This is a genomic window from Mucilaginibacter sp. Mucisp73 (assembly GCF_059491465.1).
On the sequence record NZ_CP168507.1, the window covers coordinates 244,228 to 259,308 of the forward strand.

Annotated in this window: 14 protein-coding genes; 5 read left to right on the forward strand and 9 right to left on the reverse strand. The window is 43.9% G+C overall.

The genetic code is table 11. The features are described 5' to 3' along the window. Nucleotides 1–30: 30 nt before the first annotated feature. Together lepB (ACEN82_RS00975) and lepB (ACEN82_RS00980) are read left to right on the forward strand one after the other, a co-directional pair. A complete protein-coding gene (gene lepB, locus ACEN82_RS00975; protein WP_413319495.1) occupies nucleotides 31–1,170 on the forward strand; it encodes a signal peptidase I in 1,140 nt (379 codons plus the stop codon). 22 nt (nucleotides 1,171–1,192) lie between these two features. Continuing rightward, on the forward strand, nucleotides 1,193–2,671 hold the full coding sequence (lepB, locus tag ACEN82_RS00980; protein WP_413319493.1) for a signal peptidase I: 1,479 nt from the start codon (nucleotides 1,193–1,195) through the stop codon (nucleotides 2,669–2,671). Nucleotides 2,672–2,849: 178 nt separating this feature from the next. Here the strand turns inward: lepB (ACEN82_RS00980) and ACEN82_RS00985 are convergent, their stop codons facing one another. The 4 genes from ACEN82_RS00985 to ACEN82_RS01000 all read right to left on the reverse strand — a co-directional run bounded on the left by ACEN82_RS00985 (nucleotide 2,850) and on the right by ACEN82_RS01000 (nucleotide 6,799). Further along, the gene (locus ACEN82_RS00985; protein ID WP_413319491.1) at nucleotides 2,850–3,932 is read right to left on the reverse strand and encodes an Ldh family oxidoreductase; all 1,083 of its coding nucleotides are present in this window, start codon (nucleotides 3,930–3,932) and stop codon (nucleotides 2,850–2,852) included. Between the two features lie 186 nt (nucleotides 3,933–4,118). Then, entirely contained in the window at nucleotides 4,119–4,937 is an 819-nt protein-coding gene (locus ACEN82_RS00990; RefSeq protein ID WP_495644058.1) for a cytidylyltransferase domain-containing protein, read from the reverse strand. Between the two features lie 143 nt (nucleotides 4,938–5,080). Further along, complete coding sequence (locus ACEN82_RS00995) at nucleotides 5,081–5,797, reverse strand: DUF4397 domain-containing protein (protein ID WP_413319487.1); 717 nt, start codon at nucleotides 5,795–5,797, stop codon at nucleotides 5,081–5,083. A 201-nt stretch (nucleotides 5,798–5,998) separates the two neighbouring features. After that, the gene (locus ACEN82_RS01000; protein ID WP_413319485.1) at nucleotides 5,999–6,799 is read right to left on the reverse strand and encodes an SDR family oxidoreductase; all 801 of its coding nucleotides are present in this window, start codon (nucleotides 6,797–6,799) and stop codon (nucleotides 5,999–6,001) included. Nucleotides 6,800–7,015: 216 nt separating this feature from the next. Between ACEN82_RS01000 and ACEN82_RS01005 the strand changes: the two genes are divergently transcribed. Further along, nucleotides 7,016–7,312: a winged helix-turn-helix transcriptional regulator gene (locus tag ACEN82_RS01005; protein WP_413319483.1), complete on the forward strand. Its 297-nt coding sequence runs from the start codon at nucleotides 7,016–7,018 to the stop codon at nucleotides 7,310–7,312. A gap of 88 nt (nucleotides 7,313–7,400) precedes the next feature. Here ACEN82_RS01005 and ACEN82_RS01010 read toward each other — a convergent pair whose 3' ends face one another. Further along, nucleotides 7,401–7,673 (reverse strand): hypothetical protein, encoded by a 273-nt coding sequence (locus ACEN82_RS01010; protein WP_413319481.1) that lies wholly within the window; start codon nucleotides 7,671–7,673, stop codon nucleotides 7,401–7,403. 11 nt (nucleotides 7,674–7,684) lie between these two features. Beyond that, nucleotides 7,685–8,281: a sigma-70 family RNA polymerase sigma factor gene (locus ACEN82_RS01015; RefSeq protein ID WP_413319479.1), complete on the reverse strand. Its 597-nt coding sequence runs from the start codon at nucleotides 8,279–8,281 to the stop codon at nucleotides 7,685–7,687. Between the two features lie 361 nt (nucleotides 8,282–8,642). On the opposite strand from ACEN82_RS01015, the gene msrB reads away from it, so the two are divergent. Continuing rightward, nucleotides 8,643–9,137 (forward strand): peptide-methionine (R)-S-oxide reductase MsrB, encoded by a 495-nt coding sequence (gene msrB / locus ACEN82_RS01020; protein ID WP_413319477.1) that lies wholly within the window; start codon nucleotides 8,643–8,645, stop codon nucleotides 9,135–9,137. A 25-nt stretch (nucleotides 9,138–9,162) separates the two neighbouring features. After that, entirely contained in the window at nucleotides 9,163–9,831 is a 669-nt protein-coding gene (gene msrA / locus ACEN82_RS01025) for a peptide-methionine (S)-S-oxide reductase MsrA (protein ID WP_413319475.1), read from the forward strand. A gap of 172 nt (nucleotides 9,832–10,003) precedes the next feature. On the opposite strand, the gene ACEN82_RS01030 is transcribed toward msrA, so the two are convergent. From ACEN82_RS01030 to ACEN82_RS01040, 3 genes are all read right to left on the reverse strand, one after another. After that, on the reverse strand, nucleotides 10,004–11,011 hold the full coding sequence (locus ACEN82_RS01030) for a hypothetical protein (RefSeq protein ID WP_413319473.1): 1,008 nt from the start codon (nucleotides 11,009–11,011) through the stop codon (nucleotides 10,004–10,006). 180 nt (nucleotides 11,012–11,191) lie between these two features. After that, entirely contained in the window at nucleotides 11,192–12,145 is a 954-nt protein-coding gene (locus ACEN82_RS01035; RefSeq protein ID WP_413319471.1) for a bifunctional helix-turn-helix transcriptional regulator/GNAT family N-acetyltransferase, read from the reverse strand. Nucleotides 12,146–12,447: 302 nt separating this feature from the next. Continuing rightward, on the reverse strand, nucleotides 12,448–15,003 hold the full coding sequence (locus ACEN82_RS01040; protein ID WP_413319469.1) for a phosphocholine-specific phospholipase C: 2,556 nt from the start codon (nucleotides 15,001–15,003) through the stop codon (nucleotides 12,448–12,450). Between the last annotated feature and the right edge of the window lie 78 nt (nucleotides 15,004–15,081).

Below are 15,081 nucleotides of genomic sequence, written 5' to 3' on the forward strand. Positions count from 1 at the left end.
CATCTGAAATTTGCACATTCGATACATCATATGAACTGGAAATTCTGGAAAAAGAAAGATTCAACTAAAGTAAAAAAGAAAAAAAGTGCGCTTCGTGAATGGGGCGATGCTATCATATTTGCAGTAATAGCCGCCACCCTTATCCGTACGCTGTTTATCGAAGCCTACGTTATCCCCAGCGGCTCGATGGAAAACTCACTTTTAATTGGCGACTACCTGTTTGTAAGCAAGGTTAACTATGGCGCAAGGATGCCAATAACGCCTGTTTCGTTTCCGTTTATGCACCATACTACTCCCTGGGGGACTCAAGCTTACTGGGGCGGAGTAAAATTGCCTTATTATCGCTTGCCGGGTTTAAGTGATATAAAAAAGCAGGATATCGTGGTTTTTAACGCGCCGATAGAGGCCGATTCTCCTTATTTCAGGCCGGTGGATAAGCGCGAAAACATTATCAAACGCTGCCAGGGTACTCCCGGGGATACCTTAAGCGTAGTTAACGCGCAGGTTTATATTAACGGTAAAGCCGCTCCAAATCCGGAAAGGGGAAAGGAAGGTTATTTTGTTGAAACCAATGGGCAGGAATTTAACCCGGCTATTTTGAATGAGCTTAAGATAGATATCAGGGGCAATACCGGCAACCGTTATGAAATGATGATGTCTAAGGAATCGGCAGCTACTTTGAAAACTTATTCAAATGTAAAATCAGTAGTACCTGCGGTAACACTAAGAGGCACCAGCGACCCGCTGAACCCGGTTTACCCTGCCAAGTACCCGCGTTATAAGATCACACCTAATTTTCCTGACTTTAAATGGAATGTTGACAACTACGGCCCAATCATTATCCCTAAAAAAGGCTGGACAGTTAAATTGGATAGCCTGACTTTTCCGGTTTATGGCCGCGCTATTGAGATTTATGAAAATAATAAAGTAAATGTTGTGGGTAAGGATATCATGATTAACGGAAAAAAAGCCGATACTTATACCTTTAAGCTTAACTACTATTTTATGATGGGGGATAATCGTCATAATTCGGAAGATTCGCGCTTTTGGGGTTTTGTTCCGGAAGATCACGTAGTGGGCAAAGCTTTATTTACCTGGATGAGTATTGACAGTACAGCCAGCTTCTTTAATAAGATAAGGTGGAACAGGTTGTTCAGGGGCATACATTAATTGAAAATATAAAAACACCAAAGTGAACGGAATAGGATTAATAATAGTATTTGTTCTTTTTATAGTACTGCCATTTGCAGGTTTATGGAAACTGTTTGAAAAGGCAGGGCGGCCAGGCTGGGAAGGCATTGTGCCACTCTACAACTTTTTCATCATCATTAAGTTAACTGGTAGGCCGGCGTGGTGGTTTATTATGCTGCTAATACCAGGCTTAAACTTTTTGATAGCACTGGGCTTGATTGTTGATTTTTTAAAATCGTACGGAAAGTTCACTTTTGTTGAACATGTGCAGGGTGTGACCCTTCCGTTTATATATTTCCCTAAATGGGGCGGTGATAAGGATACCAAATATTTAGGCCAGTCGGCGAGCCCCGAGTTCAGGACTAAGTATAAGATTGCCCTTAAGAAAACCCAGGCACGTGAGTGGGCTGATGCCATCATTTTTGCAGTAATTGCTGCCACACTGATCCGTACGCTGTTTATCGAGGCTTATGTGATCCCCAGTGCTTCCATGGAGAGTTCATTGCTTATTGGCGATTACCTGTTTGTAAGCAAAGTGAACTATGGAGCGCGTTTACCCATGACGCCTGTTGCATTCCCTTTCGCACACCATACCATGCCGCTTATCAATACCAAAGCCTATTGGGATGGTATCGAACTGCCGTACTATCGTCTGCCGGGTTTAAGTGATATTAAAAAAGGTGATGTGGTAGTGTTCAATTATCCTATGGATGCCGATTCGCCTTATTTCAGGCCGGTTGATAAACGCGAAAACTATATCAAACGCTGTCAGGGTACCCCGGGCGATACGCTGAGTGTAGTTAAGGCCCAGGTATTTATAAATGGGAAAGCTGCTGTTACACCACCAAAAGGCGAGATAACCTATGATGTTAAAACAGATGGAAATGAGCTTAACCCGCAGATAGCAACAGATTTGCATTTGTCGGATATTTCATCGGTAAATAATACTGAGTTTATTACCAATACCACCGAGGAATCGGCAAAGGCACTGAGGGGATATTCAAACATCAAGTCAGTTACTCCGCGGCTAACTCCGCCGGGGGCGTCTGATCCGATGAACCCGGTTTACCCTGCCATTTTCTCCAACTACAAAATAGGAGCTAACACTCCTGACTATAAATGGAATGTAGACAATTTCGGGCCTGTCATTGTACCTAAAAAGGGCTGGACAGTAAAGCTGGATAGTTTAACCTTCCCGATCTACGGTCGTGCGATAGCCGTATATGAAGGTAACAAGGTTGAAGTGAGCGGTAAAGACATCCTGATCAATGGCAAAAAAGCCGATAGTTACACCTTTAAACTCAACTACTATTTTATGATGGGCGATAACCGTCATAACTCAGAAGATTCACGTTTTTGGGGCTTTGTTCCTGAAGATCATATTGTGGGTAAAGCACTGTTCATTTGGATGAGTGTTGACGACAATGCATCGTTCATCCACAAGATCCGCTGGAGCAGGCTGTTTAATCTGATCCATTAGCCCCCTAACCCCCTGAAGGGGGAACTAATAAAGTGAAAAGCCTGTTTTGCTTAGCAAAACAGGCTTTTCACTTTATGAAAATCACTGCCGCGGGCTTTTAGCCCGTGGTTTAGTAAGCTTTCAGCTGAAGCTCTGTAAGCTGAAACCATACTTTATGGTTACCACGGGTTACGCTGCGCTAAACCCGCGGCAGTTTTGAGATTTCAAACCGCTCTGCCAGTTTATTCAAATCATCTACAACCGCATCAACCAAAGGAATGCCGTTTGCCATCCTGTCGGCTTCTGCTTCAAGTTCCGGTTCACCAGGGATAATGACCTTTTGTGACGGATCAACCGTGGTTGAAGATTTAAATCGTTCTATCCAGTTATCTAAATGATCTTTAAACTCATCTATCGGCCGGAAGCCATCCACGCGCATTGCGCCTAAGAAATGCCCTATACCTGCGCCAACGGGATCATTCGGCGGATCAAGAAAAGCTACAAAGGGCGGTACCCAGGGGCCGTAATTAGCGCCTGATAATACTGCGGATAAAATATCAACGGTAGCACTCAAACCAAAACCTTTATGACTGCCATGGTCGCGGTCGCTGCCGAGGGGTAGGAGAGAGCCGCCGGTCTTTAGCGCATGCGGATCGGTAGTATAGTTGCCTTCTTTATCCTGGATCCAGCCTTCGGGAACCTGCTTGCCTAAGCGCTGAGCTATTTCCAGTTTTCCATTGGCTGCTGCTGAAGTTGCCATATCAACAATTACCGGGGGATATTTTCCTGCCGGAAAAGCATAACACATTGGGTTGGTACCTAAAAGCCGTTCATTAGAAAAGGTAGGAGCAACCAGTGGACTGGCATTGGTCATGGCAAAGCCGATCATATTTTTCTCCACAGCCATTAACGCATGATAACCAGCAATACCAAAATGGTTGGAGTTACGTACTGATACCCAACCCGATCCGTATAGCTCAGCTTTTTTAATGGCTACCTCCATGGCAAACGGAGCTACTACTAAACCAAGGCCTGCATCGCCATCTACCGTGGCTGTTGTTGGCGTTTCATGCACTATCCGGATGTTGGGCGTAGGATTAATGCGTTTCTTTTCCCACAGGCGTACATAACCGCTCAGGCGGGCTACGCCATGCGAGTCGATACCACGGAGATCTGATTTAAGCAACACGTCGGCTGCTAAAACCGCATGTTCATGGCTGCAGCCAATAGCTTTGAATATATTTTCGGTAAATGCGCGTAGAGTGGATGGCGATATCAGCATACGGCAAAGATAACCGTTGATTTTTAAAATGATTACGTTGATTTCGCTGATAAGGTACCTTGATATACTTGATTTGAGGATTGCCTGATATCAATTAACGCCGGCATATTTCTGACGTTAAATTTGCATTAGATAGCAGCGGGTAGCCTGGACTAATCTCCAATCACCAACCTCTAATCTCTACCCTCAAGCCATCGCAAACTCGGGCTTTACTTCGCTCAGGTGTTTGTTGTACCAGTTGGTGCTGTTATAGCGGGCGTTTATTTCGTAGATCTCGGGTTTTAGTTTCAGCAGGTTAAGGATATCCTGGCATGAAAAACGGTTGCAAACCGGGTACAGCTCTTTAAATACGCGCTCGATAAAATAAAAATCTTCGGGGTGGTCGAGTGCAAAACGGTGCGACATGGAATAATCCAGGCCGGTTTCCCAGGTTACGTTGCCGATGTTAAAAATAAGCGGATTTTCATAGATGTAGGGCGAGGTATGCTCCAGATCATGAGGGCGACCGGCATTTTCCCAGGCTTGTTTGAGGCAGGCCATGGTCATTACCTCTACATCGTTGCCATCGGGATAGGTGGCCGGGTACAGGTTGCTTACATAATCAAACTTTTGCCTGTTGCTGAAAAAATATTCAAGTACTTTATCAATGATCCGCGGATCGATCAGCGGGCAGTCGGAAGGGATTTTTACCACTACATCGGCGTTGAAAAATTTGGCCGCCTGGTAATGCCTGTCCAACAAGTTGCCAAGGCTGCCGCGATAGCAGGGAATGTTAAGGTTTTCGGCCTCTCTTGCTATAACATCGTCTTCAATACCTTCCGAGGTGGCAATGACAATGCTGGCCTGGTGCTGGATCATATCCAACCGCTCAACCATGCGGGCCAATAAACTTTTACCCAATATAGGCAGCATTACTTTGCCATATAAACGACTTGATGCCATGCGGGCCGGCACAATGATCACTACACGCTCATCCATCTTTTCCGGAAATTTGAGGTTTATCAAAAAAACATTAACCGGGTTAAATGTATAATGGTAAGGTTTAAATATGGCGAAGTTTATATTATGAAATTGTTAACCTGTAGGTTGATCTACAAAAAATAAAACCCGGCGCAATGGCCGGGCCTTACAACACAGGTATAGGTTATTTAATAATAGTAAACGTTGGTTTGAATATCTGCACTTAGTTTTTTATCGTCGGTTGCTGCTTTAATACCCTGCAGCCACACGGTATATACAGAACCCGCCCGAAGGTTAACGTTAGTAAGGCTGGCTAATACCGTAGTAGTGCCTTTTTGACGAATGTTAAGCGTGTAGGTAACATTGCCTTTAATAGTCACAAAATCAGATACTTGTTTGTAAGCTTTGTTTGATGCCAAAACCGAACCTTTTGAAGTAACCAGGTCAACCGTACCGGCATCGGCGCTGAGGTTTGCCAAACGGATACTGGCCATCCCGGCGGCCGGCTGAACGATAGAATCGGCAACAAAAATTACATCGCGTTTACCTGCTGTGTTGGCAAGGTATACCGAGTAAAGTTTTTTAGCTACGAGGGTGATGGTATCGTCTGCAACTTTTTGCTTGGTGCCCGAAACATAAAAGGTTGCTGTTCTTTTACCTGGGTAGGCATTAATATAATCTATACCATGACCGTAACGAATTGGAAAATTGTTCGCCCTGTTGGGCTCAAGATAAAAATCAACCGGATCAGAATCGGGTGAGGCATTGATGACTGAAACAAGTGCCACCGGCGGCTGAACGTAGTTGTTGTGATCTTTTAAACACGAGCTGAGTGTTGCTGCCAGCAAACACACCATCCCGATAATGCCTGCCCGCCTTGTTAATTTTTGCTGAACTGTTTTCATAAAATAAAATATTGGTAGTAAACTGATATTTTAACTTTACGTAACCAGCAGGCATTACGCTACTTTGGATTAAAAATTTTAACCCCGGTGTGATTAGCATAAATACGTTTGAGCTTAGGTTTTAGTATGCAAGGGATAGGGGTTTCAATTGTAAAAAAATAGCGGATAATTTTTATCCGCTATTGTAAATAAGTTAATGGATTATACAACGGGAATAGTGCCTCCATCTATAGTAAATTCGCTTCCGTTTAAATAAGCAGCACGGTCTGATACCAGGAAGGCTACCAGTTCGGCAACTTCTTCAGGTTCTGCCGGGCGGCCCATGGGGATGCCCCCTAACGAATCCATAATGATTTTTAGTGCTGCTTCTTTGTCTCCGCCGTTTTGCGAGGCCAGGTTGTCAATCATACTCTGTGCCCCGCCGGTATTGATAAAACCCGGCGCTACCGAATTAACCCGTACGCCTCTGGGTGCAAGCTCCTTTGAAATGCCTTTGCTATAATTACTCAGGGCTGCTTTTGCTGCTGCGTATGGTAGTGTTGCCTCGAAAAGTGGCATTTTACGCTGTATGGACGAAATGTGGACTATCACCCCTTGTTTTTGATTAAGCATGGTTGGCAGTAATCCTCTGTCTAACCTAACGGCTGCCAATAAATTGGTTTGCAAGGCTGCTTCCCAGTCTTCATCGCTTAGCACCATAACTCCGCCTGCCGGCGATTCAGAACCTCCAAGGTTGTTGATCAGGATGTCTATACCTCCCAGGCGTTCAAGGGTTTCTTTAATCGCTATATCAGTACCTGCTTTGGTGCTAAGGTCGGCTTGGATAAAATGTTTAGGGTTAATATCTGTTGGCTGGGTACGGGCTGTGGTTACAATGCTGGCTCCACCTTTAAGCAGGCGCTCAAAAATAGCTTTGCCTGCGCCTTTTGTTCCGGCTGTAACCAGGATCTTTTTGCCGTTAAATTCGTTCGGGTCGATATTGAAATTTGCTTTTGCAATCATTTTATGTGATTTATGTTTGTATGATAATGCAAAATTGGTGAAGTGAGCGTGGCGGATCAAGTACGGAAAAATGATTCAATACGGATAAATTTATCCCTGTGGTTGCCGAAATTTGCAGTTTGAATAATACCGAAACCGGAATATTATGTACGAAAGAAAATTACCTATACAGGAAGGGTGCGGGCTTGACCTTATACGCGAGGTTGTATTTGGCAAGTGGAAAATCCATTTGTTGTATTATATATCGCAAGGGATCAGCAGGCCCGGGCAACTGCAAAAAAATATCCCGGAAGCATCCGCAGGGTTTTGAATATCCAGCTAAATCAACTGGAGGATGACGAACTCGTAGCGAAAACGGTATACAACCAGCAGCCGCCTAAAGTAGAATATTACTTAACGGATTTAGGGAAATCAATAATGCCCATCATCAATGAGCTTGGCCGGTGGGGAGATACTCACAGCGGGCACCTGAGGAGGGTGATCAAAAAGCGATTGATATTGCCCGATGCATAGCAGTTGAAAAGCGAGCCCTTATTGTTGATACCTGCTTTTATGGCATTGTTATAAAGCGGATTATTAAGTATAATTTTATCTATAGCGCTTACTTTTCCAGTTGTTTATCAATCAGGTGCTGTAGTTCATCCTTGAATTTGTCATCAAGCTTGATGTTTTCGGCAACAGGCTGATGGAACATATTTTTGATCATGCGGTTAATAGCGGTACTTTGTTGCTGAAATACCCTGCAAACGTGGCATCCCGCCAGGCGGATCTTTAATTCCAGTTTTTCGCGCAGGGAGATCTTTCCTATTTCCTGTTTTTCAATCAGGTAAGTAGCCTTTTTGCAGTTATAGGCTATTTTAGTTAATTCGTCCATAATCCATTAGTTTAAATCCAGTTTTTTTGAAGGCACTCTCTCAGGCTTAATTTGGCGCGGTGAATAATTACCCAAAAGTGGGAAGGTGATATTCTAAGGTGGTTGCAGATGGTATCGGCGGGCTCAGCATCGAGGTGTTTCATCGTAAAAACCGAGAGCCAGAGCGATGGCATTTTTTTTAAACATCGTTGCAGTATCAGCTCAAATTCTTTGCTTTCAAGGTGGTCGGTTTGCTCAATACCAAATTCTGCGGGGCGGTGATCTGGTTTCCAGTTATGGGCATCAGGTTCAAAAAAGTCGTCTGTTTCATATTCGGCGAATGTTACCGCAGGTTCTTTAATAAAAGCGGATGCTTTTTTGCGGTAAATATCAACAATCTTGTTTTTCAGTATGGCAGTAAGCCATGTGCGTTCGGTGCTTTTACCCTCAAATTTTTTTAAACGTTCGAGCGCAGCTAAAAAGATTTCCTGTACAAGATCGCGGGCTAACTCGCCGTCGTTAACGCGGGCAAGGGCATAGCTGTAAAGATAGTCGGCATGTCGTGCTACCCAAACACGGGGGGCGGTGCTGTTATCATGGTTAAGATTGGTGCTGTTTTGGGTTTGCATAACTCAATTTGGTGGTAATGGTTTGTGTAAAAGTTTATAGCCCATGTTAAATTGATGTTTTGATTTGTGCATTAGTCGGGTAGGGGAGGGAATCCTTACGAGGTTTTTTATTTTTTCCGGACCGAAAATTTGGCGGCTATTGGAGTTATTGTTGAAAGGTAACAATGGACTATGCGCGTTCTCCCGGGTTGCAAATAAGGATAGCCGATCTACAATAAAAAGAGTTATATGACGTGTTTTTACGTAAGGTATTTAATACGCAGTTTAGGGCAGCGCTATCTATAATAAATTCAGACAATTAAATGACTGAATAACTTTCACCTGCCTGTAAGGTTCTTCGTATATCTACGACAAAGAGGGTATGAAAAAGATAAATTTGTTTATTATACCATTTATATTATTGGCCCTTAACGCGTGCAGTCAAAGCACTCCGCATGGCGATAGAACTGTTGACACCAAAACCTATCCCCAGGCCAAACCCGCCAGTTACTGGAAACAGGTATTAACGCCGGAAGCCTATGAAATATTGGTGAATAAAGGAACGGAGCAGCCTTACCACAATCCTTACTGGAATAACCATGAAAAAGGGATATACGTAAGCGCTGCTACCGGGAAACCATTATTTAGTTCGGATGCCAAGTTTGAATCCGGTACAGGCTGGCCCAGTTTTTTTAAACCAATTGATCCAAAAGCGATCAAAATTGTAAAGGATACATCATATGGGATGGTGCGCGAAGAGGTAGTTGAAGCCAGCACCGGTTTGCACCTCGGCCATGTTTTTGATGATGGGCCTGCACCTACGGGCAAGCGCTATTGCATGGACTCATATGCTTTTAAGTTTATTCCGGCTAAATAATTAAACTATTTAAATTAAAAATATCATGTTAACAAAAAAGTTAAATATATGCCTGCTTGGCCTGCTGATATTGTTTGGCTGTGCCGATGCGCAGACCGGCGGAAACGGTTTTGCAAGCCTGCCTGCCCCAAAGGCGGGCGAAAAGGTTGCCACTTTTGCCGGTGGTTGTTTCTGGAGTCTTTCGGAAGGTTTGTATGAATTGAAGGGTGTTAATAAAGTAGTAGCCGGGTATGCCGGCGGCACAACTAAAAATCCATCGTACGAGGATGTTTGCGGTAAAAATACCGGTCATGCCGAATCTGTACAGGTTTACTATAACCCGGCCGAAATAAGTTACGCTGCTTTAGCCGAAGCTTTCTTTTATGCACACGACCCAACCACTGTAGACAGGCAGGGTCCTGATGTAGGCGACGATTACCGCTCGGTAGCATTTTACCGGACACCTGAAGAAAAGAAAACTTTGGAAAGCGTAATAGCTAAAGTTAACGCTACACATCATTACAGCAGCCCTATTGTTACACAGGTTGTTCCGTTTAAAGTATTATATCCGGCCGAAAATTATCACCAGGGGTATTACAGGCAGCATATGAATAGCCTCTATATCGCTCATGTTTCGGTGCCTAAAGTACTGAAACTGCGTAAAGCAATGAACAGCCTGCTGAAGCCGGAGTTTCAGCATAAAGATCTGAATTAAGGGGGAATGTTGTATTTAACTGTTTGGTTGTCTCTACACCACGTTATTGCGGGTAACCATCAGGGAAGTCTTTTCATCCGCCGGTTGTTTAAGAATAAAGCATTGGTCACCAGCAAAAAAAAGGCGAAAAGTAACAAAACCTTTCGCCTTTTCCCTTTAACCTTTCCCCTATCTATTGATTACAGATCGTTTTTAATTTTTGATTATAATCAGGATTTAGCGGTTCATTGGTTTGAGCCAGGCGCTGCGAACCTACATTGGCCGGACAGGCAATGCCATTAGGCCCGTCGTAAACCAAACCGGGTTTTGTGCTGAGGAGTTCTTTCGGCACGTAGATCTGTACAGTGGTTTTTGAATAGCTATGCGGATAAAACCGGATGTAATATCCATCAGGGTGTAATGACCATATGCCTGACGGTACCGCCGGATCAGGCGCCGGAGCCAAACCGGCTAACATGGCATACTTTTCCATCTCTTCGTAAGATGAATTACCAGAGGCAGCTAATCGGCGGATGTTGTTTTCAGCCTCAAAAACACTTTGAACCGCAGGCGGCAATTGGCTTTTGGCTTTATCCATTACACTGGCGGGCAATACACCCAGCGCACCGCCTTCCAGCATTAACAGTTCATTAGCTGATAGCAGCCTGGTCGCGGTAAGCTTAATATCGGACCCCATATCAACAAACCTGGTGCGTGCAATAATCGACCATAATAATATCTGGATGCTATGCTGGTCAACTTCGGGATGAGTTTCAGCATGTTTTAATATCAGTATCACCACATCGCGCTTTGGCCCAAGCACCGGGGCAAGCATATACCCATCGCCTGTACTGGGGCCACGGGTACCAGCATGCAGACAATAGCTTTTGCTGGTCATTTCATAAAAACCGGCGCAAAGCTTAAAACCACCCCCGGGTGCTTTGGGCAAAAGGTATAAAGGCTCGGCTACCTGCCCTTCCATAAACGATGGTGGTTTGGAGCCTGCCTTGTTAACGTCATTAAAACTGGTGGTAATGGCCTGTGGCTGTTTCAGCAATTTATTAAGGCTGCCGCCCGATACCATATCGGCTCCTTTATCCAATATGGCTTTCCCAAAACCGCCAAACTGGGCTTTTACAGCAGTGCTGCAAAATAGGCAGATACCCAGACAAATGATAAGATGTTTTTTGAAGTTTTTCAAAGATAATAGGTATATTAGTGTAGGGAGCAGGAGTTTTTTATGTTTCATATAGATATAGTGTTTAAGTTTCAATTGCAAGAAACAAAAAATACTATAAACTGTTTTTTGAATTTATTCACAATTGTTATGTAATAGTTAATATATCTATTGATGGAAGCAATAAACCCGTTAACTGGCTATTTATTTCAACTCAAGCTCCATTTGGATATTAGCACGTTCGTATGGTGAAGGCCTGCCTGCTACCTTAACAAAGCCCAATTTATGATACAGGCTGATGGCCGGCTTTAAAATGGTGTTACTCTCCAGGTAAAGTTTATGGCTGCCAAGGGCTTTGGCCTTTTCGATAATAGCCTGTCCGAGCAAAAAGCCTATATTTTTTCCCTGCGCCTTTGGCGAAACGGCCATTTTAGCAAGCTCATAGTCATAATCAGGATCGTCCATTTTCAGTAGGGCACATACACCAACGGGTTCGTTATTATAAAGCGCGACCAGGATATGGCCGCCGTTGTTAATAATGTAACTGTCGGCGTTATCAAGGGCCTTATAATCGGCCTCTTCCATTACGAAGTATTTGGAGATCCATTCTTCATTCAATGCTTTAAAAGCCCGGGCGTATTTAGGTTCATAAGGCACGATGTGTACTTTATTGCTCTCCCTTATTTTTTGACGTGCCTGTACCCGGCGCAACAATGATTTTTGTTCCAGCAGGTATTCCCATTCTTCAATAGCCTTCCATAGGTCATGATTCGCCTGGGCTAAAAGTTCTTCAACGGCATTAGTCACATCTGCATACTGGTCCTGGATTTTTTTTCCAACCTCAATCCCTTTAGCCGACAGGCTTACCATGTTGCGCCTGCCATCAGCCTTATCCTTTTTCTCAATAACAAAACCGTTCTTCACCATTTCGGCAATGATCTTACTTACAGAAGGGTGGGAGTGACCAATCTCCCTGGCTATTGAGGTAATTGTAAATTCGCCGCCATCCTGCAATACATAAAAAACCGGGAACCATTTAGGCTGAAAATCGATATCATATAACTTGTAAATGCGTGCCGCGTCTTCGCTGATAGCTTCGGTTAGCATCCTCAACCTGCTACCTATGGCCATCTTACCTACTTTATTAAAAAACTCCATATTAATAAGTAATTAATTATGTAACTGATTACACAAATGTATGGTGTTATTTTAAAAAGTGCAATAGTGGGTTACAAAATCAATGTCATCGGCAATTCATAAAACCGGAGCTACTGGCGATTAAAAGAAGTTTTATCTGAACCGTTTCTGAAAGATTGTTTAAATTTTTTTCGAATGTAGAGACGCATAATTGCCTCTTCCGCTTGCAATTTACGGCGATTGGGGCACTTTTAAATCGACTTGTCCTCCGGGAGACGCAATTATGCGCCTCTACATTTTTTGCATTTTAGTAAGTTTAAATATTATGCTAATGCTTTACCCATTAATGGATCGCTGAAGCCCGGTTTTCCTGTTTCCACACGGCCTGCAAAGCGTTTTGTAAAGTTGCCAAACCCGTCAACCTTGGTGCTGAAATCATACCAGCTATGGGTTTTACTTAAATTTAAAGCGATTGTTGTGCTGGCACCTGCTTTTACAGCAACTTTGTGATCGCCGGTTTTATATCCATGATCTGTTACCGTAATAGTTTGGGCCTTACTTGTATGATTTGTTATTTTCAGGGAGATATTACCTGTTAACTTACCGGCAACCTGTTCGTATTCGCAAACAACATCAACCAGCGGATCGGCAGTATTACCCCGGTACTCACGGAAAAAGCCGTTAGGGCCATAGGTGCGTAAATGATATTCGCTGTTTTCAAATTCATGCAGCGGCCATACATCTGCCAGGGTATCACCGGCTTTAACGGTATAGGCCCAGGTACGCAGGTCTTCCATTTTCTGCGGATCATTCATCGTAGCATATTTGCCGGGAGCATATACGTTAAATGGCGAACCTAATGCTTTAGAGCCAAATGCTTTGTTACTCGCAGTAAATTTGATCTCGAATGATTTTTTATCAGCGCTTAATTTACCATCGGCATAAAGCTGGTAGGGCAGTGCCGATGAAGGTTTAATGCCTTTTTCCTGCTGGGGCATGTACAGTGATGAATGCGGATCTTTATTGATCTGCGCAATTTCATCGGCGGTAAGCAGCTTATAATCTGAAGGCAGCTTTTTGAACTGTGCTTTGTGGATACTCTCCCAAAATGCTTCCCTTGCAACAAATTCCGGGTTCTCGATCTTCTCGCCATTATATGGGCGGAAAACGCTCGAAAGATCACCGCAAACTGTACGGCGCCATTGGCTGATATTAGGTTCGGTTACTTTTTTACCGGTTTTGTGGCTTAAAAAGTTCTCTAAAAATTGCAGGGTTGAAGTATGGTCAAACACTTCTGAATTTACCCAGCCGCCGCGGCTCCATGGTGAAGCAATTACCAACGGCACACGGAAGCCTAAACCGATCGGGCTTTCACGATCAAATACTTCCGGGAAGTTATTGCGCGCTTTTTCCTGTTCTAAAGTAACGAATTCAACGCTTGGGTCGATACCTGCTGATACCTTGCCGGTCCCCGGTTTATGCGGATTAGGCGCGGTGAAAGGAGGGATGTGGTCAAAGTAGCCATCATTTTCATCATAAGCTAAAATGAAAACAGTCTTTTTCCAAACTTCGGGATTTTGGGTAAGGATGTCCAGCACTTCAGATACGTACCATGCACCGTACCAGGCCGAGCTCGGATGGTCAGAAAAATGCTCGGGCGCCGATAGCCAGCTTACGGTAGGTAATTGACCTCCTTTTACATCGGCACGGAACTGGTGTAATACATCTCCTTTAGGTACTAAAACTTCGCGCTCGGTGCCTTCGTCATTATATTTCAGCGGACTTAAAGTACGATAGTGCGGATCATTGGTATTGGTTACGAAACCTTTCTGGTGAAGGTTTTTTTCGCGCTGCGACAGGCTTGCAAACTTGTTAGGGTCGAGGCTTGCCATGTCCTTTTTGGTATTCTCCAGGTCGCGCTGTTTTTGTTTAAGCTGCTTTTGTAAATGATCTATATGTGCATCGCCGGCAGGCAAAGCAGCAATTTGTTTTTCAAGGGCAGTTATCTCATCAGGTAAAGCTGTTGATCTTTTTTGCAAATGGGCGATGTGCTTATCGTAAAGTTTAATGTTGTACTGGCCAAAAAATTCCAGTGGATTATCCTGGAAGTTTGATAACCATGGATCTTCTTCACCCTCTAAACCGGTATCAATGGCAATTTCGTTCTGGTAATGTTTCCATGATATATTATGATCTTCCAAACGCTCGGGGAAGGTAGCCCAGTTGAGGGTGCCATAATCCATATCGTCATTCCAAACGTGTGCAAGTGAATTTTCATGCTGCTCGGCACGGATAGTACCGCTCCAGAAATATAGCCTGTTTGGATTTGTACCTGTCAGGGATGAGCAAAAGTTCTGATCGCAAACGGTAAAGGCATCGGCCAGGGCATAGTAAAACGGGATATCCTCGCGATTGTGGAAACCCATAGTTAAAGGCATGTTGGAATATTCCTTAATACCATTACGTTTAACGTTAAGCCATTGGTCAAATTTGCCGTCGTTACGGGCATTAACCTGGTTGCTCCATGAATGCGGCAACGAGCTCATCCAGGTTGCTTTGGTATTCTTGATATCAAGGTGGAAAGGGGCATATGTTTCGCCTTTTTTGTTCGATTGCAGCCAAACCTTGTTTTTGTTCGGCAGGTCAATAGCGCGTGGGTCATTATAACCACGTACCCCCTTCAGCATCCCGTAAGTATGATCAAACGAGCGGTTTTCCTGCATCAGGATCACAATGTGCTCGGCATCCAGGTAAGTACTGCCTGGCGCCGGGTTAATGGCCATTGCTTTTTGAATAGATTGGGGTAAAACGCTTGCCAGACTGGCTGCTCCGGTTAATAAGGCTGCTTTTTTAAGAAAATCTCTCCTTGAATCAGACATAGTTTTATTTTTAGTCCATGGTCGATAGTCCATAGACCATGGTTTTTTGTTTTTAGTCTATGGTCGAAAGTTCATAGA

Coding starts and splice junctions, on each gene's coding strand:
- lepB (WP_413319495.1), top strand. CDS start 31: ATGAACTGGAAATTCTGGAAAAAGAAAGATTCAACTAAAGTAAAAAAG.
- ACEN82_RS00985 (WP_413319491.1), bottom strand. CDS start 3,932: ATGCTGATATCGCCATCCACTCTACGCGCATTTACCGAAAATATATTC.
- ACEN82_RS00995 (WP_413319487.1), bottom strand. CDS start 5,797: ATGAAAACAGTTCAGCAAAAATTAACAAGGCGGGCAGGCATTATCGGG.
- ACEN82_RS01000 (WP_413319485.1), bottom strand. CDS start 6,799: ATGATTGCAAAAGCAAATTTCAATATCGACCCGAACGAATTTAACGGC.
- ACEN82_RS01010 (WP_413319481.1), bottom strand. CDS start 7,673: ATGGACGAATTAACTAAAATAGCCTATAACTGCAAAAAGGCTACTTAC.
- ACEN82_RS01015 (WP_413319479.1), bottom strand. CDS start 8,281: ATGCAAACCCAAAACAGCACCAATCTTAACCATGATAACAGCACCGCC.
- msrB (WP_413319477.1), top strand. CDS start 8,643: ATGAAAAAGATAAATTTGTTTATTATACCATTTATATTATTGGCCCTT.
- msrA (WP_413319475.1), top strand. CDS start 9,163: ATGTTAACAAAAAAGTTAAATATATGCCTGCTTGGCCTGCTGATATTG.
- ACEN82_RS01035 (WP_413319471.1), bottom strand. CDS start 12,145: ATGGAGTTTTTTAATAAAGTAGGTAAGATGGCCATAGGTAGCAGGTTG.
- ACEN82_RS01040 (WP_413319469.1), bottom strand. CDS start 15,003: ATGTCTGATTCAAGGAGAGATTTTCTTAAAAAAGCAGCCTTATTAACC.